The following is a 26,315-nucleotide window of genomic DNA, read 5'->3' as shown; positions in this document are numbered from 1 at the left end:
ATGACCTATGCCGAACTGATGGAATTCCTTGATAGCCATGTGAGCTTTTCTCTACTGCACGGCCAAGACCCGGGCAACGCCTTCCAGGCCGCAGAAGCCGGCAGCTTGTCTGACCCGCTGGCGAGCGAGGTCCTGACGGGTATCTATCACGCCAACGCCTGCAGCGCTCCGGACAGCGAGGTAACCCGCGCAGACAGCTTTTCCGGCCTTGCCGCCTTGCGTCTGCGCAGCCAGGCCGATGACGCGGATGCGCAGCTTTTTCGTCAGGTATTGCAGTTGTCGCAAACCCTGGATCGGGCTTTCGACGAAGAAACTCTGCGCCAGAAAAAAGGTGCGTGAAGAACGGTAATACTCTGCGTCATGCCGCGCCTGACAGGTCTGGAATGGCGTGAAAATATCGATCCAGTTCGCTCTGTAGCGAGGCCAGTTCATCCATTTCATAGTGAATCCGGGCCTCGCGCAGACGTAGATCTTCAATCCTCTGCTGAATACTCGCCGACGATTCGGCGGTTGCGGTAAGCGCCGTCAGTTTTTCCTGCGCCTGCGAACTGCAACGCTGCAGATGCGAATTCATCAGGTCAAAGGTTTCTTCCACCCACTCCAGAAGATCACTGCGCGTTTCCAGCACAAAGGTACGCACCTGCTTTGCGAGATTGAAAAAAGCCTTGCGCACTACCATACCCTGCGGATACGCAGCAATTTCCAGACGCTTGCCGAAGCGTTCATAGTAATCTGACAGGGCAAGCAGTTCGGCTCTTCTCGGCAACAGGATATAAGGCAAGGTATCCAGTTTTGGCAGCGCATAAATCTGCTCTAACGAGCGATAGGCATTCGTCATTTTCTCCGATAGCCGATTTGCCCGCGCCAAGGCCTCATCGAATCCTGCAATCGTATCCGCAAAGAACTTTCCAAAACTTTCGTAAATACCATACGTTGTCCAAACCGCAAGCATATCGTGCTTGGCACGCTCGACAATTTCTTCCAGCCCATCCAGAGATAGTGATTCCAGCAGCTTCCCTTTTTCTTGCGTGTTCACCTCACCTTGCATCCGCAAAAACTGGTCTCGGTCGACCGCCAGGTTATCAATGATCTTTTTTTGCCGGTCGATCAAGGCAAGTACCTGTTCTCCCGCTTGCGCTTCCAGCCGTCGCATACTCTCCATGTCCGCCGCAACGGCTTGCAGCTGTTCCTCCAAAACGTAACGCTGATCGATGATCACGCGCTGCAGAATACCTTTGGTGGAGTTAGCGATCTCCTTGCGCTTCTCCGGGATGAGGATATTGCCGATGGCATTCTCCAGATCTCCGATACCGCTGGCCCGGACTCGCTCCTCCTGATTGCGCAAGCGCCCCAGTAGTGCCTCACGAGCAGAAATGGCCACCACCTGTTCCCCATGGAGCTGCAGGCGCTGCGCCGCGGCATCACACTGCTCCCGAATCTTTTCCAAAAACGACGTATTTGGCTCTATCTCATCGACGAGGAGGTCACACTTATTGATCACCACCAGTTGTCGCCGGCGGCTGTGAATGGACAGCGATTGTTCCCAGATTTGCAGGTCGCTTTGCGTCACTCCGGTATCCGCGCCCAAAACAAAAATCGATGCATCCGCGCCGCGAGTTGCATCGAGGCCCATATCCGCCTCGCTGCCCAGCGAATTCAATCCGGGCGTATCAATGACAATCAAGCCCGCAGCCAATACGGGATGCGGCACACGCAACAGCGCATAGCGCCAGCGGGAAATTTTCACTCTGCCTTCGCCACAAGAAGGACAATGGGTAAGTTGTGGCCGCGCACTATCCAGTGGCGGGCAAAGTCCGAAGCGCCGCGCCTCCGCGAGAGGGACGCACTGCGTTTCCTGAATCTGGTGCAGCACTGCTTGCGTTTTTTCCATATCGGCAAGCGCCAGAGGCATGCGCCGCCATTGCTCTGGCACTTTCTTGAGATCTTGAATATTGTGATGCATGCTGCTTGCCTGCATCGGTAGGAAATCAATGCTGGCATCGCTTGCCGCACAGATTTCCACTGGACACATGGTGGTTTGCCCCACCCCAGAGGGGAGAAAGCGATATTGTTGGTCATAAAAAAACAAGGCATTGATCAGCTCGGATTTTCCCCGTGCAAACTCCCCGTAAAAAGAAAGAATAATCCGTTCTTCGCGAATTTCTCGCGCCAGCATTTCCAAGCGCGGCATGGTTCCGCTGGGAAGCAAATCAAGACGATGCGAAAAAGCAGATACCTGTTCGACCAACGCCGCCAACTCACCGCGCCAACCGGCAAACTCCTGCAAAGCACTGACGAGCGCTGACTCATTCACAGTACTGCTCCTAGATCAGGAATACTGTAGGGTAGTTTGCTGCAACAATAATGGCCAGAGCAAGCATGATACCCGTCGCCGCTTTCGTTCAGCCGTGACGTCTGAACAGAAACCAGGCCAGCGCCGCATAGAGCGCCATCGGTGAGAGTGTGGCAAGCGACGGCGGAATGCCGCCGGCAACGCTGATGAATCCCGACATCTGGGTCAGGAAATGAAATGAGATTCCCAGCGCCAGGCCCGCGGCAATCCAATAATACGCCCCTCCCGCCCGCGGATTGCGCACGACCATGGGCACCACCAGCAGAATCATGATCAGCCCCACCCAGGGGTAGGTGATTCGTTGCCAGAAGGCCAGGGCAAAGCGGTTCATAGCCAGTACACCACCCTGCAGATCGCGGTCGTTGCGCCACAGCGTCTGCAGGGTCATGGTGCGGGTGCGGTGGGCAAAACTGCGCAGGGTTTCCGGCTGCAACTGCACGGACCAATCCCGACGTGCCGCGCTAAGAACCTGCACAGACCGCTCTTCCAAGCGGTATTCCCGCACGCCCTGCAAGGTCCAGTGTCCATTCTGGTAGCTGGCAGCCTCGGCATCCACTTGTTTGTCGATACCCACCATGCCACTTTGCGGATAATAGATGCGAATCTGTCGCAGCTGCGTCCCGTTACCACCGACCAGCTGGATGCGGATGAGCGTCCGCCCCTGGCGCAGCCACAGACCACCATCTCCAAGCGCCTGAAAATTATGAGTTCCGGCATTGGCCCAAAGCAGCTCAGAAGACAGAGCGCTGTACGGCACGATCCACTGACCCAGGGCAAACATCAATATGGTTCCCAGCAGACCCACAACCAGTAGCGGCCGCTGCAAACGTGCGAGAGACCATCCGGCCATGCGTAAGGCCGTGATCTCGGAATGGCTGTTCAGCATACTGATCCAGATCAGCGCGCCGATGAGCAGGGCTAGTGGAATGACTGTGTACGCCGTCTCTGGCATCTGTAGGGCCACGTAGCGGAACAACAGGCCGGTACTCCAATGTCCATGTCCCGGCCCGGAGGCCTTGGCGATCAGTTGTGCGACAAAGACCATGGCAAGCAATATGATCAGGACCAGACCGCTGTAGAACAACATACCGCGGAACAACAGCGCATCGGCGCGCTTCATGATGCTACCCCACGCATCCAGGCCGGCAGTAAGGGTAAGTCGGCCTGCCGCCGGTAAAACAGATAGGTGGCAAGTCCAGCCAGCAGAATCCAGGTCCAGAACAGACCCGGGAAGGGAGGAATCTTTCCCTGGATCAAATTTTCCTTCAAGGCCACCAGGAGATTGTTCGCGCCAAGCAGGAGCAGGATCCCCAGCAAGACCCCCCCCGCCCGGCCAGGGTGGCGCGGCTCGGCATAGGCAAGAGGAACGGCCAGCAGCACCACGATGGGCAGGAACAATGGCCAGAAGATCCGCCATTCGAGTTCTGCCAGGGCATGGGCGTGTTGGTCCGGGCGCCCCAGCCGCGCAAACAGATCTGGCAAGGACAAGGCTGTCCAGGAAGTTGCGGAGCCCTCCGACCGCGGCGCTGCCAAATCGACGCGATATCGGGCAAAGCTCCAGATCTTGTAGCCTGCCTGCCCGGGTTGCCCCAGATATCGCCGGCCATCGATCAGCAGCAACGAGACGCCCCCGTGATGGTTGATTTGTATTTCACCAAAGGCGGCGGTCGCATAATCCGGCGCACCAACTTGCGACAGATCGATAAAGATTTCCTGGTAGCGGTCCTTGGCCCCGGCTCCCTGGCCGACGTAGATCACTCGACCGTCCGGGAGATGCGCAAAACTACCGGGATGAATCAAAGCCTGCGCGGCCGCCGCTGCCAGGCGTGCGCTCTCGTCCTGTAAACGCTGCTGCGAAGATGGCGCCCACCATAGGGCAAGGCCCGCCTCCAGTAGTACGAGGAGAAAAACGCTTGGCAGCAATCCCCAGAACAATTTCTGCAAGCCGATGCCGGCACCATGGATTGCCATCATCTCGTTGTGACGATAAAGGTTGGAAAAGACCAGATAGACAGCAAAGAAGAGCGCCAAAGGGAGAACGGTTACCAGGAGAGTAGGTACACTCAGACCCAGCAACTGCAAAACGACTTGCAGTGGCAACTGACCGGAGGCCACTTGTTGCAGGATCTGCGTCAACTGCCCAATGGCCAGCAAAGCCAAAACAACGACACAGGCAATCAGAAAATAACTCAGCACCGAGCGCAAAACATGCGCTGCGATCCGTTCGCGCGGCCAGAGGGATAGCCTGGATAAGGTCATGGTTGCCGCCGTGCCGTTGGCTTGCGGATGTTACCCTGGTGTACCCTATAGAGATTGATCAATCGTGTACCCGCCGGAGGCAAACCGTGGAAATTTCTTTGCAGCAGAACGTCACCCTATCGGAGCCTTGCGCTTGCCTGGTGCTTGCCTGTCACGAAAATGACCAGCTCGGAGCAAACGCCCAAAAAATCGATGAACAGAGCGACGGCTTTCTCAGTCGCTTCCTCGCCAGCGGCGATTTTACGGCGGAGCCGGGACAATGTCAGCTGCTTTATGGCGTACCTAATGTTGGTGCCGAGCGCGTCCTGCTGGTCGGTGTTGGTGGCGGCGAAAAACTGGCCGAAGGAAAATTACAGAAGGCTGCCCGCAGCCTGGGGCAAGTGGTCGCCCGTGCGCAACTGACGGAGTTGTGTCTCGCGCTGGGGGATGTCGCCGTCGCGCGTCGCAGTCCTGCCGCGGCAATGGAACTCTGGCTGCGCGGTATTCTCGATGCCCAGTATCGCTTCGATCAGCACAAGGAACCGGCGAGACATCCTCGTCGCAATCTGGAAAACATCCGCGTTCTGGTCGCGGGGAAATTGGACGCCGAGGCCGAGAGGGAAATGCAGCAGGCGCTGGCGGTAGCCCATGCGATTTCCCGCGCCAGTGATTGGGCGCGCGATCTGGCCAACCAGCCTGGCAACATCTGCACCCCAAGTTGGCTCGCGGAACAGGCACAAGAGATGGCAAGCAGCCGCGGCATCGAGGCGGAAATCCTGGGGCCAGCGGAGATGCAGGAGCTCGGCATGCATCTTCTGCTCGGGGTAGCCCAAGGCTCGCGTCAGGAACCGCGGCTGATCGTGTTGCACTACCGCGGTGGTGCCGAAGATGCCGCGCCCATCGTCCTCGTGGGCAAAGGGCTCACTTTTGATGCTGGCGGCATCTCCCTCAAGCCTGCCGACAAGATGGACGAGATGAAGTACGATATGTGTGGTGGCGCCGCTGCCCTGGCGGCCATCCAGGCGGCTGCAGACCTCAAACTGCCGCTCAATATCACGGTCATCGTGCCCGCATCGGAAAACCTGCCAGACGGACAGGCCACCAAGCCGGGTGATATCCATCGCAGCATGGCCGGCCTCACCGTGGAAATCATCAACACCGATGCCGAGGGGCGGCTGATTCTGGCAGATGCCCTCACCTATGCCAAGCGCTTCCATCCCGATGTCGTCATCGACATGGCCACCCTGACCGGGGCCTGTATCATTGCTCTCGGACACCAGACGGCGGCGGTGCTGGGCAATCACGAAGGTCTGGTGGCAGAATTGCTGCATGCCGGTCGCAGCAGCCAGGACCGCGCCTGGGAGTTGCCGCTCTTTGACGAATATCAAGAGCAGCTCAAGAGCCCCTTTGCCGACCTCAGCAACGTGGGAGGACGCCCGGCCGGTACCATCACCGCCGCCTGTTTCCTGTCGCGCTTTACCGAAGACTATCGTTGGGCACACCTGGATATTGCCGGAGTGGCTTGGCAGAGTGGCGAGCATAAGGGCGCAACCGGGCGTCCGGTGCCGTTGTTGGTGCATTTTTTGCGTCAGCGCGCGCTGGCGTAAGGCACCGCGATGACCGGCACCGCCAATTTCTACCAGCTTCCCGTGGTTCCGCTGACCCTGGTAGAAAGTCGGCGCGCGATCTGTCGGGTCATCGCCAAGGCTTGGCAGGTGCTGGGAAAAGTGGACGTACTGGCGGCAGATGCGGAGGTCCTTGGCGTTTATGACGATCTGCTCTGGACCTTTCACGCGGGCGTTTTCCTGCCCCATGGGCAGGCCGCCAATGAGCCGGTCTACCTCTTTGCCGACTCCCAGCAAGGGCGTAGCGACGCCCACGCCCTGGTCCTCCTGGAGTGGCCACGAGAGCTGCCGACACTTGACAGCACACGGCGTCTCATCGACTTTATTCCTGGCGCTGAGGAAGAGCGCGCTGCGGCGCGCGCGCGCTATCGGCAATGCAAACGGGCAGGGTTCAGTATCCAGTTGTTCCCACTGGAAGTGTGAGGGAGAAAATCCATGACCATACATGATCGTCGCGAGCCGGTACTGGAGGACGAAGAGCTCCCCGAGGGGACGGAACCGCTACTGTTGCAGGATCTGCTACGGGAGGGTTTGCCACCCCCCTTGTGGCGGCGAAGTACACAACACCCGGAACCGACCTTGCACGAGGAAATCCCCGCCCCGGCTTGGGAAAAGCCGACGGTGACGGAAGACGTGGCGGCCCCGCTGCCAACCGAACCCGATACTGCGCATCAGCAGACGGAGCTGGCGGAGAGCATGGAGGAGACGGAGCTGGCGAAAGCACTGGAGAAGATTCGCCATATGTCCTTCCGCTATCCTGCGCAACCCGCTCCAGAAAGCTCGGCGCCGGAGCCGGTGGCGGAGTTTGCGGTTGAGGCGGCTGAGTCATCGCTGGAAACGACGGTTCCCCCCAGCGCAGAGATCCCTCCTCCTCCCGCCGCGGACACCGGATCGTTTGCGGCTCCTCCTGACGATATAGCCGCCATGGAGAATCACGATCTGAGTGCCGTTGCTCCAGTCCCGGCAAGCAGTGCGCACTACACCGAGCTTACCGGGGCTTCCGAGGTAAACAGCCAAACCGCAACGCCTCCCTCCGAAAAGACCGAGGCTGGCGTGGCAAAAAATTCCACGGCAACTCCAGGCCCATCGCTCTTCGATGGCGACTTCCTGCGTCAGTTCGAGACGCTCCTGTTTCAGGAGGTGGAGCGCCGGGTGGTGGCGGAGCTGGAAGAAAAGATCACCCAGCATCTGCAGAAGACCTGGAAGGAGCAGGTGAGTTTGGCGATCATGCGCAGCCTTGCCCTGGAGGGCATTCGTCTACGCGAGACGGTGGCGCAGGAAATTCACGGCGTACTGCCCGAAATTTTGCAGCGTGTTCTGCATGAAGGGCTGGATGAAGCCCTCACCCCGACCCTGGGCGAAGACGTCCATCCATCCACAGACTCCTGAGGAAGTTCCATGAGCGATTCCCTCGACCGCCCGTTTGCGCCGGCCGACATCGAAAGTGCCTGTTATCAACTCTGGGAGGAGCAGCAGGTGTTCCGCCCACGCGGCGATGGCGCCCCCTACTGCATCATGCTGCCGCCGCCCAATGTTACCGGCACCCTGCATATGGGTCATGCCTTTCAGGACACCCTGATGGACATCCTCATCCGCCGGGCACGGATGCAAGGGAAGCGCACGCTCTGGCAGCCCGGCACCGACCACGCCGGCATCGCCACCCAAATGCTGGTGGAACGCCGTCTGGAGGCGCAGGGGGAAAAGCGACATCAACTCGGACGCAGCGCCTTTCTGGAGAAGGTTTGGCAGTGGAAGGAAGAATCCGGCGGCAATATCAGCCGGCAGATGCGCCGCCTCGGCGCCTCCTGCGACTGGTCGCGGGAGCGCTTCACCCTGGACGAGGGACTCTCCCATGCCGTGACCGAGGTCTTCGTGCGGCTACACGAGGAGGGGCTGATCTATCGTGGCAAGCGCTTGGTCAATTGGGACCCGGTCTTGCAGACCGCGGTATCCGATCTCGAAGTCATCAGCAGCGAAGAGGCCGGTAAACTGTGGCACATCCGCTATTCTCTCAGTGACGGCTCCGGCAGCCTGGTGGTCGCCACCACCCGTCCCGAGACCCTGCTCGGCGATGTGGCGGTGGCCGTACACCCGGAAGATGAGCGCTATCGGGAGCTGATCGGCAAGACCCTGCGCCTGCCGATTACCGGGCGGGAAATCCCCATCATCGCCGACGACTATGTCGAGGCGGAGTTTGGCTCCGGCTGTGTCAAGATCACCCCAGCACACGATTTCAATGACTATCAGGTCGGCCAACGTCACCATCTGCCGCTCCTCAACATCTTCACGCCCGACGCCCGCATCCGGGAAGAGATCGAAGTGGTCACTGGTCACATCGATAACACGGCAATCCCCGCCGAGCTGCGTGGTCTCGACCGCTACGTCGCGCGCAAACGCCTTCTTGCCCTGCTCGCGGCAGAGGGAAGCCTGGTGCAGATCGAGGAGCACCGCCTCATGATTCCCCGCGGTGACCGCTCCCAGGCGGTCATCGAGCCCTATCTGACCGATCAGTGGTATGTGCGCGTCGGACCCCTGGCCGAAGCGGCGACGGAGGTAGTGCGCGACGGCCGCATCCGCTTTGTGCCAGAAAACTGGTCCCGCACCTATTTCGACTGGATGGAGCGCATCGAAGACTGGTGCATTTCCCGGCAACTGTGGTGGGGGCACCAGATCCCTGCCTGGTACGGTCCGGACGGCAAGATCTTCGTCGCGCGTAGCGCCGAGGAAGCCCAGCGCAGCGCCGCCCAACACTATGGTATGCCGGTGCCCCTGGAACGCGATCCGGATGTGCTCGATACCTGGTTCAGCTCAGCCCTGTGGCCTTTCACCACCCTCGGCTGGCCCGAGCAAACGGCAGATCTGCAGGAATTCTATCCCACCTCGGTACTGGTGACTGGCTTCGACATCATCTTCTTCTGGGTCGCCCGCATGATCATGATGGGCCAGCACTTCACTGGACAGGTTCCCTTCCACGAAGTTTATGTCCATGGTCTGATCCTCGACGGTGAAGGGCAAAAGATGAGCAAGTCGAAGGGCAACGTCCTCGACCCCATCGACCTCATCGATGGCATCGACGCCGAAGCCCTGGTGGCCAAGCGCACCCAAGGGCTGATGCAACCGCAAATGGCCGACAAGATCGCCAAGACGACGCGCAAGGACTTCCCCGACGGTATCCCCGCCTTCGGTACCGATGCGCTGCGCTTCAGTTTTGCCAGCATCGCCACCCAGGGGCGTGATCTACGCTTCGATCTCAAACGCGTAGAAGGTAATCGCAACTTCTGCAACAAGATCTGGAACGCCACCCGCTTTGCCCTGCTGCAGGTTCCCGACGATGCCGATCTGCAGGGCGAACGCGAGTTGCTCGCACCGGAGCGCTGGATCATCGGTCGCCTGCAGGAGGCCGAGGCCAGCGTCAATGACGCCATCGAACAGTATCGGTTTGCCGATGCCGCGCATGTCCTCTACCAGTTCTTCTGGAATGACTACTGTGACTGGTACATCGAACTCAGCAAGACCGTCCTGCGGCCGGAATCGGGCTTTTCAACAGCCCAAATCCGTGGCAGCCGCTATACCTTGCTCGCGGTTCTCGAAGCCGCTCTACGTCTGGCTCATCCCTTCCTGCCCTTCCTGACGGAAACCCTCTGGCAACGGGTGGCAAAACGTCTGGGCAAGGAAGGAAACACGATCGCCCTGGCACCGTATCCAAAGGCAGACCTGCAGCGGGTAGATACGCAAGCCGATCAGGATCTCGACTGGCTAATGGGTTTCGTGGGGAGCCTACGCTCGATTCGTGGCGAGATGGATATCGCCCCCAGCCGCGAGCTACCGGTGCTTCTGCAAGCCGGCACGGACTGCGACCGTAAGCGTCTGCAGGACCTGCTGCCGTGGCTGCGGCAGCTGGCCCGTTGCACGGAGCCGCAGTGGCTGGCGCAGGGAACCGAGGCACCGCCGGCAGCCCTGCAATTGCTCGGCGACTTGCGGATTTATGTACCGTTGGCGGGCCTCATCGATGTCGATGCGGAATATCAACGCCTGAGCAAGGAGGAAGCCCGGCTCCGGGCAGAGCGGGAAAAGGTGCAAGGTCGCCTGGCGCAACCGAGCTTTCGGGAACGTGCACCCACCGAGGTGGTTGCCAAGGAAGAGTTGCGGGTGCAGGAAATCAGCGCCGCGCTGCAGGAGCTGGCGGAACAACGCCAGCGACTGGACGCCTTGCGCTAGAAGAGCGTCGGAATTTCGGCCATGCAGTCTGAGCGTCCTCAAAAAAGCTTCCCCCAGGAACGTCCGTACCCTCTGGAAATCCTCTTCGGCAAGGTGCTGACGCCTTTTGAGCAATTCCTTCGCCGCGCGACCGCCGGCGGCATAGTTCTTGTCGGCGTCACCGTACTGACCTTGATCCTCAGTAATTCCGCCCTGCATGATGCCTACCACCATTTCTGGCATCAGCATTTCAGTCTGCATTTTGGCGCTTGGAGCCTCGATCATGACCTGCAGGACTGGGTCAATGACGCACTGATGGCGGTTTTTTTCTTCGTAGTCGGCTTGGAGCTCAAGCGTGAATTGCTGGTGGGCGAACTGGCCAAAATCAGTGATGCCATCCTGCCCATCGTGGCGGCCGCTAGTGGCATGCTGGTTCCCGCCCTGCTCTACTCCCTTCTGAATGCCTCTGGCCCAGCCCATGCCGGTTGGGGTATCCCCATGGCGACGGATATCGCCTTTGCTATCGGCATTCTGGTGCTGCTGGCCTGGCGCGTGCCGCGCAATCTCATTATCTTCCTGACGGCCCTCGCCATTGCCGATGATCTGGGCGCGGTGCTCGTCATCGCCATATTCTATACCTCCCATATCGACGGCTGGGCGCTAGCCGTATCTGGGGGAATTTTCCTCGTTCTCCTGCTGCTCAACCAAGGGGGTATTCGCCGTCCCCTTCCCTACCTCTTGCTGGGAACTTTGCTTTGGTATTTTTTGCTGGTATCTGGCGTACACGCTTCGGTCGCTGGCATCCTGCTGGCAATGACCCTGCCAGCACGCGGCAAGGTGAGCCCTACGCAACTGCGCGATACCCTGCACGAGCAGGAGGAGAATCTGGGCCGGCTGCTGCGCGAGGAAGAGACCTTCGACCCCCTGATCAACCCCAAGCTCAGCCGACTCGCGGAAGAACTACGCCAGCAAAGCCGAGAAATGATTTCCCCGCAGCAACGCCTGGAGCACAATATCGGTCCCTGGGTAACCTTTGGGGTGCTACCCATCTTTGCCCTTGCCAATGCCGGGGTCGATTTTTCTCAAGTGAGCGGGGAAATGCTGTGGAGCACGGTGACTCTGGGCATCGTTCTTGGTTTGGTGCTGGGCAAATTCGTCGGCATCTCGCTTGTCAGTTGGCTCGCCGTGCGCCTGCGGATTGCTAAGCTCCCGCAAGGTGTTGCCTGGCGGCATCTGTTGGGAGCTGCCTGGCTGGCTGGTATCGGCTTCACGATGTCACTGTTCATCAGTCAGTTGGCCTTTACCCAGACAGAACTGCGGGAGGAGGCCAAGGTCGGAATTCTGGCGGCCTCGTTACTGGCAGGGATCATCGGTCTTCTCTGGCTATGGGTAGCGAGCACAAGGAGAGAAAATGCTTCCGGCTGACATCACAGAATCCGTACAGCGCGCTTTGGCGGAAGATCTGGGCAGCGGCGACTTGAGCGCGGCACTCGTCGATCCACGGCAAGAATTACAGGCGCGGGTCATCAGTCGGGAGGCTGGGGTGCTTTGTGGCCAGCCCTATTTCGAAGCAGTCTGCATCCAGCTCAGTGCCGATCTGCGGGTGAACTGGAATGTGTCGGAGGGGGCCGAAATTGTCCCGAATCAGCCGCTCTGCGACATCCATGGTCCCGCCGCCGCACTCCTCAGTGCTGAGCGTAGTGCCCTGAATTTTTTGCAACTATTGTCAGCCACAGCAACCCAGACCCGCGCCTTTGTGGAGCGTCTGCGGGGCAGCTCAACGCGTCTGCTGGATACTCGCAAAACGCTACCCGGCCTGCGTTTGGCACAAAAATATGCGGTGCGTGTGGGTGGCGGGTACAACCACCGCCTGGGACTCTTCGACGGCATCCTCATCAAAGAAAATCATCTGGCGGCCATCGGCGGTATTGCCCCGGCCATCGCCCGCGCGCGCGCCTTGGCACCGGTGCTCACCCGCATCGAAGTCGAGGTCGAGACCCTCGAGCAACTGGACGAGGCAGTCGCTGCCGGTGCCGACATGGTGCTTCTCGACAATTTTTCCGTACCCGCCCTGCGCGAAGCCGTGGCGCGCGTGGCTGGACGGATTCCCCTCGAGGCCTCGGGCAACATCTCCCTGGACACGGTGGCGGCTGTCGCCGCCACCGGTGTCGATTATCTGTCCGTGGGAAGCATCACCCGCAACGTGCAAAGCCTGGATCTTTCGCTGCGCTATCTTTAGCCGCCGGTATACAAGTTGCTGTCGACTTGGTTATAGTTTGAAAGCTTCCACCACAACAGGAGTAGCTAGCTATGAGTACGGAGACCCCCAAAATGAACCGCCGCGATTGGTTGCGCAAAAGTGCCTTGTTTGTTGGCGCGGCTACGGTCGCCCCACTGATCTTTACCAGCCCCGCTATGGCCGCCGACAAAATGGCCAAGGCGGCAGTGAACTATCGCGACAAGCCCAAAGGCTCGGAAATGTGCAGCAACTGTAAGCTATTCATTCCCGGTTCAACCCCAACTGCCATGGGTGAATGCAAGGCCGTGGCCGGCAAAATCGATCCCAAGGGCTGGTGCGACATCTACGTCCCCAAGGCCTGATCTGGTCGGGGCCGCCTCGCCGGCCCCCGTTGTTCCCTGAGCAATGCCTCAGTGTTCCATTCGGTCCATCCCAAAGCCCCCTCCAGCCGCGTGCTAGGCGTCATTCTCTTCCTCAAGTCCCGCAGAGTAGAAACACCCATCTGATTTTTATGAACTTTTTGTCTACGCGCTGATTCCGCCAGGAATTCCACTCCTTACGGCATACATATTGCTACAATGTTTATGTAACAATATTTGGAGTCTCTATGAAGCGAATCGCCGCAGCTGTTTCCGCACTTGGTTTCTTTACTGTTTTTTCCGTAGCGCAGGTCTGCGCTGCTCCACTCTATGTGGAGAAGGTCGATCTCCCCGTTCACAGCACAATGGCCGAAATCTACAGCAATCTCCATGCTGCCGGTTACAAGATTGTCCTCAAGCTCAACATTCTCAAGCTCATCGAAGGCCAACAGAAGACCCTCAAGATTCCCGACTTTGATGCCGTTCATTTTACCGACGTGCGCGCCATCGTGTTTTGCAATCCCTATGATTTCAGTAAGTTGCTCAACACCTATTGGCCGAGTGCTGCTGCCTGCCCCCTCAATCTGACGGTGTTTGGACGCGGACAGAACAGTTACATCGTCTATGGCGAGCGTAGCGCCTACGCCAGCGACTCCAGCGCCAACAAAAAGGTCACGGAGGCGGTCGACAAGGGTGTCATCAAGGCTCTGCAGCAGATCCCCATGTCCCGCGAATTGCACAAGATCCCGGGCTGGGTTGCACCCGCGGCGTGATGCGGACTGAGAAAACGCATTCGCTGACCTAACCCAGCGGTTTTGCCAAATACAGAAGAGGAGTTTTGCAAGATGAATATCAGCCGCAGAGATTTCATGGCCATCATGGGCATTGCCGGAGCGAGCGGTTTTCTCGCACCTTCGGCGTTGGCTTCGAGCTGGGGGAGCGGAAACGATCCCTACGACATTCCCAAGTACGGCAATGTCACCCTGCTCCATATCACCGACACCCATGGCCAGCTACTTCCCGTCTGGTGGCGCGAACCGGGCACCAATATCGGCACTCGCAAGCAGCATGAATGGGGAGTGACGCCCCATCTGGTGGGCAATCACAAACTGGACTACTACGGCATCAAGGCAGGGACTCCAGAAGGGTACGCGCTGTCGTGTCTGGACTTTGATGCCTTGGCCCATAAGTACGGGAAGATCGGCGGTTACTCCCATATCGCCACCCTGGTGAAGCGCTACCGCGAGCAGGTAGGTGCCGATCGCACCCTGCTCTTTGATGGCGGCGATGCCTGGCAGGGCTCGGCAACCAGCCTGTGGACGCGCGGCGAGGATATGGTCGGGGCGCAGAATTTACTGAAAGAAGACTATTTCGTTGGTCACTGGGAATTCACCTACGGTGCTGAACGAGTTGAGTATCTCTTAAAAAACAAACTCAAGGCCAAATTTCTCTCTCAGAATGTGTTCACCATTCCCTGGGATGAGCTGGTTTTTGACCCCTATGACATCCGTGAAGTCAATGGCGTAAAGGTGGCAGTAATCGGTCAATCATTCCCCTTCACACCGATCGCCAATCCTGCGTACTTCATTCCGAAATGGTCCTTCGGCATCCATCCTGAGCACATGCAGAAAATGGTCAATGAATGTCGAGAACAACACCACGCGGACGTTGTAGTGGTACTTTCTCACAATGGTGCTGATGTAGACAAAAAGATGGCTTCCCAGGTCAATGGGATCGATATCATTCTGGGTGGACATACTCATGAAATCATGGGACCAAAGCCGGTAATGGTCAACAAGACGATTGTCATCAATACCAGCACCAATGGTAAATTCCTGGCACGCTTTGACCTCGATGTCGGCAAGGGAAAACTGAAAGGTTGGCGCTTCCATTATTTACCCATTCTTTCGAACATGATTCCTGCAGACAAGGAAATGGACGAATATATCACCAAGGTCCGCGCACCCTATGCAAAGAAACTGGCGGAACCGATGGCGGTGAGCGAGAGCCTGCTCTACCGTCGCGACAATTTCAACGGCACCTTCGATCAGTTGATCTGTAATGCGCTGCGCGAAGAAATGGATTGCGAGGCCGCTTTCTCTCCGGGCTTCCGCTGGGGCTATACCAAGCTCCCAGGCGAAACCATCACCATGGAAGATGTCATGGGGCAAACCGCCATCACCTATCCGCAAGTGACCGTCACGGAATATACGGGAGCCGAACTGAAGAACGTCATGGAACAGGTGGCGGACAACCTTTTCAATCCCGATCCCTATTACATTCAGGGTGGCGATATGATTCGGGTGGGAAATATTCAATATACCTTTGATCCCTCGGAAACCATCAACAAGCGAATCTCCGATCTCCGTGTTGGCGGTAAGCTGGTGCACGCCAGCAAAAAATACAAAGTCGCTGGCTGGGCGGCTATGCAAAAGGTCGAGGGGACGCCGGTCTGGGATATTTTTGCGAAATGGCTGAAGGATCAGAAAACCGTCCGCGTCGACCATCGCGACCTGCCCGTGCTGACCAAAAATATGCGTGGAAATCCCGGTATTGCCTTTCCCAAGGAATATGAACTCTGAGGACATTCCCAATGAAACTCCTGCCCGATCTGCCTTTCATCGAAAAGCTGCTATATACGGGGTTCATCTTTCTGGTCGGCCTTGGCCTCCTGTCAGCGGAGGCCTATACCTACTTCGTGATCCACGGTGCAGATGGCAAGCCCGGCATTTCGATGCAGGATCTGGTCGTCCACTACTATGGCGACCGCAGCTCCAGCAAATTGCAGACCATGTTGCCAGCGATGATGTCCATGGCCCAGGTCCCCGCTGCGGAAAAACCGAAAATGCTGTCAGCGGTCAATCACTGGATCGCCAATGGCGAAAGTCGCACGGATTACGAAAAGAATGTGCGCCCATTGATCAACGCCTCGTGTCTGAAATGCCACAGCATTGGCATGCCGGACATTGGCACTTTCGATTTGCTGAAAAAACAGGCCAAGGTCGATATGGGCATGCCCTACTCTGCCATGCTGATGAATGGCATGATTCATTTGACCACCCTGGGCGTGATCTTCTGGATTGCTGGCTGGATCTTTGCACGCACACGAAGCCCTAAGGGGGTAAAAGTTTTTTTCATCGCCATTCCCTTCCTGGCATTTTTCATCGACTTTGCCGGCTGGTTCCTGACCAAACAAAGCCCGGATTTCGTCTGGTTGGTATTGCTCGGCGGCATTTTTTCCTGTCCCGTGGTTCTCATCGGGATGGCCGTCAGCCTCTACCAAATCTGGCTACTGAAGGGTTCCGATCATGGCGATCGAGCACAGCCCCTCGCTTCCTGAGCCACTCGCTCGACGCCATTGGAGCGCCAGCGCCCGCCTTATCTGGCAGGCGCTGGTTTCCATGCGTCTGGCGGTTCATCTGCTGCTCTTCGTTGCCATTGCCTCGATCATTGGTACCATTCTTGCGCAACAGGTGAGCTACCATCAGTACGTCGCACAATTTGGTCCCTTCTGGTATCGCGTCTTTTCCGACCTTGATCTGTACGATGTCTATCGCTGCGGTTGGTATATCGGTCTGGTCGCATTCCTGGTGTTGTCGACAGCATCCTGCATCACCCGCAATACGCCCAGCATGCTGCGCGATATGGCGCTTCCCAAGCGCCTATCCAGTCAGAAATTTCTGGCTAGCCGCGCGGAACAGGCAGAAATCAGTGTAGCGTCCGGCAGTGGCTCCCTTGCACAATGGGGAGGCATCTTGCGGGAAAGAGGATATCGCACCCATACCCTTGCAGGGCCGAATGGACAGCGAATCATCCTGGCGCAGAAAGGCAGATTCTATCGCCTCGGTTATATTTTTACTCATTTTGCCATCATTATGTTCTGTGCCGGTGCACTATATAATGCCAATTTACCCCTGAAAATACGGGAGTGGTTTGGCGCCATTTCGCCACTAAGCAATTTTGCATTACCGCTAGCGACAATTCCCCAAAAGGACTGGCTTCCTGCCAATGACAGCGCCTTCCGCGGCATCATCAGCATTCCCGTGGGACAGAGCGTGAACGCCATGTTTGAACTGATTGGTGATGGATTTCTGGTACAACGCCTCCCTTTTACCGTCCATCTCGATCATTTTACCATCACCCATTACCGCAATGGTATTGCCAAGAGCTTCATTTCCCGTATTTCTTTATACAACGCGCACGGAAAATTGCTACATACCGGCATCGCCTATCCTAATCACCCGCTGACCTACGACGGTGTCAGCATCTATCAAACTTCGTATAACGATAGCCGCTCGGTGCTACAATTTCAGAGTCATTCCCTGCTTGATCCTGAACTACCGGCGAACACCTTTGGTGTACGCGTTGGCCAGAAGCTGCGTGCCGGTTCCGGTAACTACGAGCTGGCAGTCGAGAAACTGAAAATCAACAATACCATTCCGCGCAAGGATCTGGGACTGGCAGAACGTCCAGGACACAGCATGATCAACGTGGGCCCCATCGTCCGTTACCAGGTGACCGACCGTAAGACGGGGGAAAGCTGGATCTACAAGAGTTATTTGCGGCCGCTGGAGCGACACGGGGAGCATTTCTTACTGCTTGCCTATCATCAGCAGGGTAATGGGATAGAACACTATCTGGCGATTCCCGAAGGAGCGCAGGGCGGAATCGGGTTATTCGTGCATTACCTGGGCGCTCTGGAAAATGCCGCCGCCCAGGGCGCGAACGCGAGTTCTACGGTTTTCCGGCAGACCCTACGACAGGTCGCGGAAGCACAGAATGTGCAACTGACGCCGCAGGAACGCTCCAATTTTCTGCGGGCCAGTCTGATCGCGTTGCGTGGCCTGCATGACTATCCCTTACCCTTTCTGGTCACCCTACATCATCTTCACTTGCAGTGGTCAGCAGGACTCGAGATGACGAAATACCCCGGAATGCAGATTGTCTATGGTGCGTGTTTTCTGCTGGTTGGCGGAATATTCATCCTCTTCTACGTGCCGCGTAAGCGTCTGTGGATTCGTCTGACGGCTGCCCATCAATTACGCGTCAGTGGCGACAGTTCGCGCAATCCGGAGGATTTTCACCAGGAATTCCTCGAAATCACCGAGGAGCTCCAATCCTAAATCACAGCAAAAGGAGAACATCATGTTTCATCAAAGCTCTCGCATCCTGCTCTTGCTCAGCGCTATCGCCCTGCCCGCTGCCGCAGTCGCCGCTCCCAGCGCTGCCGATATTGCCGCAGGCAAATCCATTGCCTTCAATCGTGCCGAAGGCAATTGTCTAGCCTGCCACGTATTGCCAGGAGGGACCATGGCGGGTGACGTGGGACCGGATCTGACCCATTTTCCCTTCAAGATTGTTTTTCACAACCGGCAAAAGCTGGTGCATTTTCTCTACGATCCGGAAAAAACCATACCCCACATCAACATGCCACAGTTCGGAAAAAACAAGGTATTGACTCATCATCAACTCGAACTGGTTGCGGATTATCTTTGGTCCCTTCAAAAGTAATCCTTTCACACCGGGAGAAACGCCATGAAATACGCAAAACGAATTCTTTCCGTAAGCTTGGGCTTGGCACTCGGTTGTGCTGTCCTCTCTGCCAACGCCATCGATTGGTGGCAACTAGGCAATACCAAGGTTGGCCCGCAAAAGACGCTGCAAGACTTTCATCAATACTTCAAGGAACAATTCCCCAAGATGAGTCTCGAACAATACGCGCTCGGGAGTTATGCCTTCAATAAACAGGACTATGAACAATATCAACAGGCGATACAATTCAATCCCGGCGATCTTACCCTGAGCCAAGGGAAAAAGCTTTGGGAGACCAAGTTTCCGGATGGAAAAACCTACGCATCCTGCTTTCCTGGTGGCGGTAAGGGTGTTGCCGCTGGCTATCCCTATTACAGTGACAAGACCCATCAAGTCGTCACCGCTGCTATGCGCATCAATGCCTGCAGGGTAGACAACCATCTGGCGCCACTAAAATACGGCAGCAGCGATCTGATTGCTCTGGAGACCTATTTTGGCTCTCTGTCCAATGGAATGCCTACCGATGTCAAGGTAGAGGGCCCTGGAGCCGTGCGCGCCTTTGAGGAAGGAAAGGCCTATTACTTCATGCATCGTGGACAACTTAATTTTAGCTGCGCGAGTTGCCACGTAGCTTATGCCGGAAAATACCTGCGCGGGCAAATCATCTCGCCGGTGCTCGGACAAAGCGCGCACTACCCGACCTATCGCGCCTCCTGGAGCGCCGTCAATACCTTTGAAAAGCGTTTCCAGGGCTGCGACAAAAAGGTGGGCGCTGCACCGCAAAAACTGGGTAGTCCAGAGTATCGTGATCTGGACTATTTCATGAGTTACCTCAGCAACGGGATCAAGATGAATGTCCCGGGCTATCGACCCTGAGGAGGATTGACGATGTCAGTTGATGTCAGTGAGCTTCGTCAATGGTTCGCCTTTCCGCAGGGGGCACGGGAACAACGCCTCTGGCAACGCCTTTGGGCGGTGGCGTTGACCGCTGGTGCCTTTGCCGTCTGGGCGATTTTTCGCGCCGATTTCTGGATGTGGCAGTACATCACCCTAGGGATCTGGTACGCCGGACTCCTCTGGTTTGGTTGGCACTGGCCGGCGTTCCGCCGCCTGTTTTTCGCCATTCTCGTCGTCGCGGCTCCCGGCGTTGGTCTCTACATGGCTGGTTATACTGCCGCCAACAGCCTTCTGCTGCGCTATGTTTTCCAAAGCACAGCAATGTTCTACTGGATGAGCGGTGCCATTCTCGTCAGCGCGGTCAGCTATTACTGGTATCTCTATGCCGGCTCCCAGAGTGCTGGCGACCGCGGCCATCGCTTTGCCTGGCTGGCAACCGTGCTCGGCTTTGCCGGACTCACCATCCGCTGGAAAGAAACCTACGTAGGGCATCCATCCTGGGGCCACATACCGGTCACCAACATGTATGATGCCATGGTGCTGCTCTGCACCGTTACTGCCCTGTTCTATCTGTACTACGAAGCGCAGGGCAAGCGTCGTGGCCTGGGCGCCTTTGCCATGCCGATGATTCTGGCGGCAGATATCTTTCTGATTTGGGTCGGAATCGCCTATCACCAGAACCAGATCCAGCCCATCGTGCCTGCCTTGAACAGCTTCTGGATCAAGCTGCATGTGCCCTGCGAATTCGTTGCCTATGCCAATTTCTATCTGGCGGCGATGGTTGGCCTTGCCTATCTGCTGCGCCAGCGGGCGGAACGCCTGGGCAGTCGTTTGGTGGAGCGCTTACCTGATCTCAACAAACTGGAACGCATCATGGCGGCCATGGTGACTTTTGGTTTTCTGTTCTTTACCGCCGGCACCATTCTCGGTGCCGTATGGGCAGCCAAGGCCTGGGGCGGCTTCTGGTCCTGGGATCCCAAGGAAACCTGGGCACTGATCGTGTGGCTCAACTACGCCGCCTACTTGCATTTACGGGGCCGTAGCCCACAGCATCGGCCGACGGGAAAAACCCTGGCTTGGTGGTCGGTCATCAGTCTGCTGACCGTCACCTTCTGCTTCATCGGTGTGGATCTTTTCTTGGGAGGATTGCACTCCTACGCGAAGCTTTAAAGGCGGGCAGGCGCCTGCAGCACGAGGCGCCGTCCACCAGCTTTACTTCCCGCCCCCGGCGGAAATGCCCACCGACGACTTCCATTGCTGCATCTGCGCTATCAGCGGCGATTTAGCGCAATCCGCTGCCGAGAGGCTACTACAGGCACTGGCCCACTGGCCGGTAGTCTGGAAAAACTTTTGCGCTGCACCTGCCTGTTCTGCCTGCGCGCCGGTCAAAATCTTCGCTGCCGATCCATAGCTTGCCGCCCGGGCATGCGCCCAATTGGAGACGCTCTGCCAGCAAGTCGAGCGTTGTGCACCACTCTCGCCAATGCAAGAAGTGCTCTGCTGCCGGGCACTGGCAAGGTCCTGGGTCCAGCTCTGCGCAAAATCGCTGCTGTTGATGTTCGCCGCGCTGTTCACGATGGGAGCCACCACTTTCGCTTCGGGGACCACCACTGCCGAAGCACTGGCCTGAGACGACAGGGCCTGGGTCGGCAAGTTCTCCTCGCGGATCGAGGCTGCGGGGATCTTGGCTGTCTGCGGCAACTTCACCTGCGGCACTACTACCGGCGCAGCAGTTGACGGTGCCGGCTGGGAGACGGACTGAGGCAGTGGCGGCATTACCGGTCCAGAGGGCAACAGGCCATTGTTGGTTGCTGAGCCACATCCTGCCAAGGTTGCGGCCACGGCAAGGAGCCCAAGGGTAGGAAACAATTTCATGACGCTGTCCTTTCTTGACGATTCAAGTCCATAGATAAAAGCTATCTCGCAGTTTTCTCTCGTGCTTCGCCCGTCGGATATGCGCTGGCAGGATGACGCCGCTGCGCCGCTGCTGCTACCTCCGCACCAAACAAAACCGCCAACCAGGTCATATACAACCAGAGTAGAAATACGGGCAATAGTCCGAGTGCCCCATAGAGCGTCTCGGTGATCGAATAGCGGATGTATTGCGCCAGCAAGTATTTGGCGACGTTGAGCAGAATAGCCGCAATCAGTGCACCAAAAAATGCGTCGAGGAAGGTCACTCGTGCTGCCGGCAATATCCGATATAACGCCAGAAAAATCACCATCTCTACGACAAATGCAATAGCATAGCTGAATTGTGCCGGTAACGCTGGCATGGCACCGAAGTGGAGTAACCAGTGTTGCACGGGTTCCAAAGAAAGAACCAACGCAGCGCTGGCAATGGGGCCAAGGACAATCAGGAGAATGTAGCGCAAGGGTCGCAGCCAGTGCGTAGTGATCTTTTCATTCCAAATAGCGTTGAAATGGCGTTCAATTTCGTGAAGCAGCAAAAGCGCCGTTATCAACAAACCAATCACACCATACCAGCCCAAACCCGCGCCGCGGGCCGCCAGAACATTGAGCCAATGAATGACCGCTTCTCCTACTTCCGGCACAAAACTCTGAAATACATAGCGATCGATGAGTTGCCGTTTTTCTTCAGTGAATCCAATGAGATTCCATAGGCTAAAAATGACCGCCAGCAGAGGCACAATAGCCAGTAGAGTGGTGTAGGCAAGCAGAGAAGCTCGATCCACACAGTCGTCCCACCAGAAGTCCATTCCCGCGCGAATAAAGCGCAATAGGATGCGTCGCCACCAAGGTGTGCCTGCGTGCGGATACCAACGCCCGCGCCCGGAATTCTCCTTGGGTGCCTTGTCCAACAAGTCAGACATTTGCCTGTTCTCGAAATATTCGCCATTGGGTAACACTGGGCGTAGCCTGACGTTGCCAGAGCCAGGCCTGAAAGGCCTCGACCAAACTGGTCAGGGTGCTGAGATTACGCGTTTCGCTGCGCAACAGATGGCGCCGCAAAGGCTCGGCAAAAGGCGGACCGAAACGTGTGGAGATCTGCAGCAACAATGCGTCGAGCTGCTGGTCCTGCGGACGTTTCAGATAATAACTGGTAAGGGCGGTCAAACGACTTTCCCAGTCGGCAAGCAGCCAGCGCGGCCGCGGGGCAATGCAACTGACCAGCCAGGGTAAGCCTCTATCCAGACGATAATTGAAGAGACAAAAAAGTTCTTCCTCACGTGCCAGGCTACCTGCCCAGGCATCGATGTTATCCAGACAGAGGAATGGCGCCGCACAGAGGTCGAGAACGCCGTCGCCAGCGCCTGGCAGCGCCCGACAATCGACGTAGGGAGCCCACGAGCCGTCAGCAAAGGCGGCCCATAGCAGCAGGTGCGTCTTACCTACCCCTGTATCCCCGTAGAGACAGAGCGCAGTCGACGCCTCACGCAGCTGACGGATTGCCGCCAGGGCTTCTTCATGCAGGCCCGGAAGGTTGGTCATTCCCGCAAGTTGCCGCGGCTGCAACGGCAGAAGTTGCTGACCTGGTACGGAAGACAACGCCATCGTTACAAGGCATTCACTCAGCTGACTGTGTACCAGTGTAACAGTGTTCGCCGGGAGCCGGAATCAAGAGACTGGGCAAGGAGCCGGGCAACGGACCCGATCGTCGTTTGCAGACGACAGGGCTCGCCGACTACAATTTGTAGATAGATGCAGTTCCCACCCAGCGACAGGAGAGCAGGAATGTCTGAATATACAGTACGGGAAGAACTCAAGCCCAGCGGTCTGGAGGGTATCAGTGATGATCAGATCAACGACCATTGGGGGCTTTACAAGGGCTATGTGGCGCAGAGCAATGCCCTGCGCAAGGAACTCGACGAGCTGCGCGCGGCGGGCAAGGGTGCTTCCCTGGGTTATGCGGATCGGCGCCGGCGTTTTGGTTTTGAATACAACGGCATGGTGCTGCACGAGTACTATTTCGCGCAGCTCAAGCCCGGTAGCAACATCGATCAGGCCCCAGGCTTCAAGGCAGCGGTGACGGAGCAGTTCGGCAGCGCCGAAGCCTGGCACGACGACCTGATGGCGGCAGCAAAGAGCCGCGGCATCGGTTGGGCAATCTGCTATTACGACGCCACGACCGGGCAAATCAACAACCACTTCGTGCAGCTGCATGAGGACGGCAACATCGGTGGCTTTAGCCCGCTGGTGGTGGTCGACGTCTTCGAACACGCCTACATGGTTGACTGGAAGGCCCTGGGCCGCGGCGATTACCTCGCTGCCCTGCACAAAAACATGAACTGGGCGCTGGTAGAAGCACGCTTCCAGGCCGCCAAGAGCGGACAGGTATTCAAGCGCTTCTGAGCGCCAGATATCGTCCGGCACGAAACCCGCAGCCTGCTGCGGGTTTTTTTTGGCTTGCCGCGAACGCAGTGGCTTCGTACCATCCTACCATTCGTCTCCAGGAGCCTGACGTGAACCCCAAAGACCCCCTGACCTATCAGCAAGCTGGCGTGGATATCGATGCCGGCAACCGTTTGGTGGACCGCATCAAACCGCTCGCCAACGCCACCCAACGTCCCGAGGTGCTGGGTGGCCTGGGCGGCTTTGGTGGCCTTTTCGCGCTCCCCCCTGGCTATCGGCAGCCGGTTCTGGTCTCCGGTACCGACGGCGTTGGTACCAAGTTGCTCTTGGCCCTGGAGGCGAAGCAGCACGACGGCATCGGCATCGATCTGGTGGCCATGTGTGTCAACGACATTCTCGTCTCGGGTGCCGAACCGCTCTGGTTCCTGGACTATTACGCGTGTAGCAAACTCGATGTCGAAGTCGCCGAGCAGGTCATTGCCGGCATTGCCGAGGGTTGTCGACAGGCCGGATGTGCTTTGCTAGGCGGCGAGACTGCGGAAATGCCGGGCATGTATCCCAACGATCACTATGATCTGGCGGGCTTTGCCGTGGGTATCGTCGAACGCGATGCCATTCTCGATGGCAGTCGCTGTCGCGCCGGCGATGCACTGGTGGGGATCGCCTCTTCCGGACCCCACAGCAATGGCTACTCCCTCGTCCGCAAGATTCTGGTGCGGGCAGGTGCCCACCAGCATCTGCAGCTGGGCGGTGAGCCGCTCATCGACCAGCTTCTGCGTCCAACGCAAATCTATGTGCGGGCCATTCAGTCCTTGCGCAGCGTGGTCGAGATTCACGCTTTGGCGCATATTACCGGCGGTGGCTTGACTGAAAATCTACCGCGCTCCCTGCCCAAAGAACTGGCCGCAGTCATCGATCCCAAGAGCTGGCCGCAACCCGCCATCTTCACTTGGCTGCAGGAACAAGGCGAGGTAGACACCACAGAAATGCGCCGTGTTTTCAATCTCGGCATTGGCATGGTCGCCAGCGTTCCCTGGGAACAGCGCGACGCGGCCATCGAGAACCTTGTTGCCAGCGGGCACGCGGCCTACTGCATCGGTCGTCTGGAGGCGCGAAAGTCCAGCGGAGTCGTCTATCTTGACTGAACAACGCCTGGTGCTGCTGATTTCCGGGCGCGGCAGCAACCTGCGGGCCATTCAGCAGGCCTGTGTCAGTGGCCAGATCCCAGCCCGGATCGGTGCCGTCATCAGCAATCGGGCGGATGCCGCAGGGCTGGCATGGTCTCGCGATGCCGGCCTCGCTACGGAAGTCATTGCCCACAAAAATTTTTCTACGCGCGCGGATTTCGACCGCGCCCTTGCCGCAGCCATCGACATCCACCATCCGGACTGGGTCGTCCTGGCGGGCTTCATGCGTCAACTGACCGATGCTTTCGTGCAGCGCTATCTGGGACGCCTGATCAATATCCACCCCTCCCTGCTGCCCGCCTTTCCGGGCTTGCACACCCATCAGCAGGCCTTACAGGCCGGGGTTCGCTGGCATGGAGCAACCGTACACTTCGTCACGCCAGAACTGGACGCCGGGCCCATCATCGCTCAGGGCGTCCTGCCCGTGCGCAGCGACGACACCCCGGAAAGCCTGTCCGCGCGCGTGCTGGCGCTGGAGCACCAGCTCTACCCGCAGGCCCTGGGGCATCTGCTGCGTGGTGACTGCGTCCTGCAGCAGGGGCAGACGCTCTGGCGGCAGGCCTACCAGAGCCCGGACCTTGCCGGCATCAATCCACAGAGGCAAACATGACAACGCGTCTGGGTATCATCATCGTCGGCTCGGAGATTCTGCTCGGCAAGCGGGAGGATCGCCACTTTGCCCGTAGTCGCGAGCAGGCGCTGGATCGCGGCTATGAACTGGCCTGGAGCCTCTTACTGGCAGACCGCTGGGAGGATCTGATCAGCCAATATCGCTGGGCCTTTGCACAGGAATGCCCCTTTTTCTCCTTCGGTGGCCTGGGCGCCACTCCTGATGACCTGACGCGGGCGGCCGCCGCGGCAGCGTTGGATCTGCCCGTGGAGCGACACCCCGAAGCCGCGCACCTGATTCGCGAGCGGTTTGGCGTCGGGGCCGAGCCCATCCGCATCCGCATGGCAGACTTGCCCAAAGGCGCCAGCATCATCCCCAACCCCGTCAATCAGATCCCTGGCTTTCAGCTGCGTCAGGGCTATTTTTTCCCCGGCTTTCCGCAGATGGCAGAGCCCATGACGCAATGGGTTCTGGAACGCGATTTCCCGCTGCGCGCCCCGGCCTTACAATTGCGGATCCTCCTGCGGGAGCAAAAAGAAAGCGACTGGGTCGACTTCATGGAACGCTTCTGCGCAGAACACGCGCAAGTGGAATTTTCCAGCCTGCCCAGCTTCGCGGCAACGGGTACGCAAATCGAACTCGGTCTGCGCGGCGAGGCCGCAGCGCTGCGCGCCGCCTGGCAGATGCTGGCGAGCGAGCTCGAACGACGCGGCGTGCCTTGGGAATGGCTACAAGAGCCGCAATTGCCATGAAGGTAGTCATCT

Annotated in this window: 25 protein-coding genes; 19 read left to right on the top strand and 6 right to left on the bottom strand. The window is 57.9% G+C overall.

Features of this window, described 5'->3' with window-relative positions; genetic code table 11:
• Window positions 1–339, top strand: a complete 339-nt coding sequence (locus ACQAYK_RS03475; protein WP_483167884.1) for a hypothetical protein — start codon at window positions 1–3, stop codon at window positions 337–339.
• Between the two features lie 19 nt (window positions 340–358).
• Here the strand turns inward: ACQAYK_RS03475 and ACQAYK_RS03470 are convergent, their stop codons facing one another.
• The 3 genes from ACQAYK_RS03470 to lptF form a co-directional block, all read right to left on the bottom strand.
• On the bottom strand, window positions 359–2,314 hold the full coding sequence (locus ACQAYK_RS03470; protein ID WP_483167883.1) for a dynamin family protein: 1,956 nt from the start codon (window positions 2,312–2,314) through the stop codon (window positions 359–361).
• A gap of 88 nt (window positions 2,315–2,402) precedes the next feature.
• Window positions 2,403–3,473, bottom strand: coding sequence for an LPS export ABC transporter permease LptG (gene lptG / locus ACQAYK_RS03465; protein ID WP_215871000.1), 1,071 nt, complete (start codon window positions 3,471–3,473; stop codon window positions 2,403–2,405).
• The gene (gene lptF, locus ACQAYK_RS03460) at window positions 3,470–4,612 is read right to left on the bottom strand and encodes an LPS export ABC transporter permease LptF (protein WP_215870999.1); all 1,143 of its coding nucleotides are present in this window, start codon (window positions 4,610–4,612) and stop codon (window positions 3,470–3,472) included. The genes lptG and lptF overlap by 4 nt, the downstream gene beginning before the upstream one ends.
• An 86-nt stretch (window positions 4,613–4,698) precedes the next feature.
• On the opposite strand from lptF, the gene ACQAYK_RS03455 reads away from it, so the two are divergent.
• The 14 genes from ACQAYK_RS03455 (at window position 4,699) to ccsB (ending at window position 20,610) form a co-directional block, all read left to right on the top strand.
• Window positions 4,699–6,198 (top strand): leucyl aminopeptidase, encoded by a 1,500-nt coding sequence (locus ACQAYK_RS03455; RefSeq protein ID WP_215870998.1) that lies wholly within the window; start codon window positions 4,699–4,701, stop codon window positions 6,196–6,198.
• 9 nt (window positions 6,199–6,207) lie between these two features.
• Window positions 6,208–6,639: a DNA polymerase III subunit chi gene (locus ACQAYK_RS03450; RefSeq protein WP_215870997.1), complete on the top strand. Its 432-nt coding sequence runs from the start codon at window positions 6,208–6,210 to the stop codon at window positions 6,637–6,639.
• 12 nt (window positions 6,640–6,651) lie between these two features.
• Entirely contained in the window at window positions 6,652–7,605 is a 954-nt protein-coding gene (locus ACQAYK_RS03445; protein WP_215870996.1) for a hypothetical protein, read from the top strand.
• 9 nt (window positions 7,606–7,614) lie between these two features.
• A complete protein-coding gene (locus ACQAYK_RS03440) occupies window positions 7,615–10,434 on the top strand; it encodes a valine--tRNA ligase (protein WP_215870995.1) in 2,820 nt (939 codons plus the stop codon).
• Between the two features lie 21 nt (window positions 10,435–10,455).
• The gene (nhaA, locus tag ACQAYK_RS03435) at window positions 10,456–11,838 is read left to right on the top strand and encodes a Na+/H+ antiporter NhaA (protein ID WP_215870994.1); all 1,383 of its coding nucleotides are present in this window, start codon (window positions 10,456–10,458) and stop codon (window positions 11,836–11,838) included.
• Window positions 11,825–12,652, top strand: coding sequence for a carboxylating nicotinate-nucleotide diphosphorylase (nadC, locus tag ACQAYK_RS03430; RefSeq protein WP_215870993.1), 828 nt, complete (start codon window positions 11,825–11,827; stop codon window positions 12,650–12,652). Before nhaA ends, nadC begins: the two co-directional genes overlap by 14 nt.
• Window positions 12,653–12,723: 71 nt before the next feature.
• Window positions 12,724–13,014, top strand: coding sequence for a high-potential iron-sulfur protein (locus ACQAYK_RS03425; protein WP_215870992.1), 291 nt, complete (start codon window positions 12,724–12,726; stop codon window positions 13,012–13,014).
• Window positions 13,015–13,259: 245 nt separating this feature from the next.
• On the top strand, window positions 13,260–13,784 hold the full coding sequence (locus ACQAYK_RS03420; RefSeq protein ID WP_215870991.1) for a DUF302 domain-containing protein: 525 nt from the start codon (window positions 13,260–13,262) through the stop codon (window positions 13,782–13,784).
• A gap of 72 nt (window positions 13,785–13,856) precedes the next feature.
• Window positions 13,857–15,593 carry a thiosulfohydrolase SoxB gene (soxB, locus tag ACQAYK_RS03415; protein ID WP_215870990.1) on the top strand — a complete coding sequence of 579 codons (1,737 nt, stop codon included), beginning with the start codon at window positions 13,857–13,859 and terminating at the stop codon, window positions 15,591–15,593.
• A gap of 11 nt (window positions 15,594–15,604) precedes the next feature.
• Window positions 15,605–16,351, top strand: coding sequence for a hypothetical protein (locus tag ACQAYK_RS03410; protein WP_215870989.1), 747 nt, complete (start codon window positions 15,605–15,607; stop codon window positions 16,349–16,351).
• Window positions 16,320–18,134, top strand: coding sequence for a cytochrome c biogenesis protein ResB (locus tag ACQAYK_RS03405; protein WP_215870988.1), 1,815 nt, complete (start codon window positions 16,320–16,322; stop codon window positions 18,132–18,134). The genes ACQAYK_RS03410 and ACQAYK_RS03405 overlap by 32 nt, the downstream gene beginning before the upstream one ends.
• Before the next feature lie 22 nt (window positions 18,135–18,156).
• Window positions 18,157–18,522 (top strand): sulfur oxidation c-type cytochrome SoxX, encoded by a 366-nt coding sequence (soxX, locus tag ACQAYK_RS03400; protein ID WP_215870987.1) that lies wholly within the window; start codon window positions 18,157–18,159, stop codon window positions 18,520–18,522.
• Between the two features lie 24 nt (window positions 18,523–18,546).
• Window positions 18,547–19,419, top strand: a complete 873-nt coding sequence (gene soxA, locus ACQAYK_RS03395) for a sulfur oxidation c-type cytochrome SoxA (RefSeq protein ID WP_215870986.1) — start codon at window positions 18,547–18,549, stop codon at window positions 19,417–19,419.
• Between the two features lie 12 nt (window positions 19,420–19,431).
• The gene (gene ccsB / locus ACQAYK_RS03390) at window positions 19,432–20,610 is read left to right on the top strand and encodes a c-type cytochrome biogenesis protein CcsB (protein WP_215870985.1); all 1,179 of its coding nucleotides are present in this window, start codon (window positions 19,432–19,434) and stop codon (window positions 20,608–20,610) included.
• 42 nt (window positions 20,611–20,652) lie between these two features.
• On the opposite strand, the gene ACQAYK_RS03385 is transcribed toward ccsB, so the two are convergent.
• From ACQAYK_RS03385 to ACQAYK_RS03375, 3 genes are read right to left on the bottom strand one after another with little or no spacing between them, the layout of a single operon-like run.
• Window positions 20,653–21,315: a hypothetical protein gene (locus ACQAYK_RS03385; protein ID WP_215870984.1), complete on the bottom strand. Its 663-nt coding sequence runs from the start codon at window positions 21,313–21,315 to the stop codon at window positions 20,653–20,655.
• Window positions 21,316–21,356: 41 nt separating this feature from the next.
• Window positions 21,357–22,274, bottom strand: coding sequence for a YihY/virulence factor BrkB family protein (locus ACQAYK_RS03380; protein ID WP_226826969.1), 918 nt, complete (start codon window positions 22,272–22,274; stop codon window positions 21,357–21,359).
• Complete coding sequence (locus ACQAYK_RS03375) at window positions 22,267–22,956, bottom strand: hypothetical protein (protein WP_215870983.1); 690 nt, start codon at window positions 22,954–22,956, stop codon at window positions 22,267–22,269. Before ACQAYK_RS03375 ends, ACQAYK_RS03380 begins: the two co-directional genes overlap by 8 nt.
• A gap of 180 nt (window positions 22,957–23,136) precedes the next feature.
• Here ACQAYK_RS03375 and ACQAYK_RS03370 point away from each other — a divergent pair, with 180 nt between their 5' ends.
• The 4 genes from ACQAYK_RS03370 to ACQAYK_RS03355 all read left to right on the top strand — a co-directional run bounded on the left by ACQAYK_RS03370 (window position 23,137) and on the right by ACQAYK_RS03355 (window position 26,303).
• The gene (locus ACQAYK_RS03370) at window positions 23,137–23,754 is read left to right on the top strand and encodes a superoxide dismutase (protein WP_215870982.1); all 618 of its coding nucleotides are present in this window, start codon (window positions 23,137–23,139) and stop codon (window positions 23,752–23,754) included.
• 110 nt (window positions 23,755–23,864) lie between these two features.
• Window positions 23,865–24,899, top strand: a complete 1,035-nt coding sequence (gene purM, locus ACQAYK_RS03365) for a phosphoribosylformylglycinamidine cyclo-ligase (protein WP_483167882.1) — start codon at window positions 23,865–23,867, stop codon at window positions 24,897–24,899.
• Complete coding sequence (gene purN / locus ACQAYK_RS03360; RefSeq protein WP_483167881.1) at window positions 24,892–25,551, top strand: phosphoribosylglycinamide formyltransferase; 660 nt, start codon at window positions 24,892–24,894, stop codon at window positions 25,549–25,551. The genes purM and purN overlap by 8 nt, the downstream gene beginning before the upstream one ends.
• The gene (locus ACQAYK_RS03355; protein WP_483167880.1) at window positions 25,548–26,303 is read left to right on the top strand and encodes a competence/damage-inducible protein A; all 756 of its coding nucleotides are present in this window, start codon (window positions 25,548–25,550) and stop codon (window positions 26,301–26,303) included. Before purN ends, ACQAYK_RS03355 begins: the two co-directional genes overlap by 4 nt.
• The last annotated feature ends 12 nt before the right edge of the window (window positions 26,304–26,315 follow it).

This window comes from Acidithiobacillus sp. AC3, from assembly GCF_050261095.1.
Classification (GTDB): Bacteria; Pseudomonadota; Gammaproteobacteria; order Acidithiobacillales; family Acidithiobacillaceae; genus Igneacidithiobacillus; species Igneacidithiobacillus copahuensis.
This window is presented reverse-complemented; position numbering and strand designations above follow the sequence as displayed.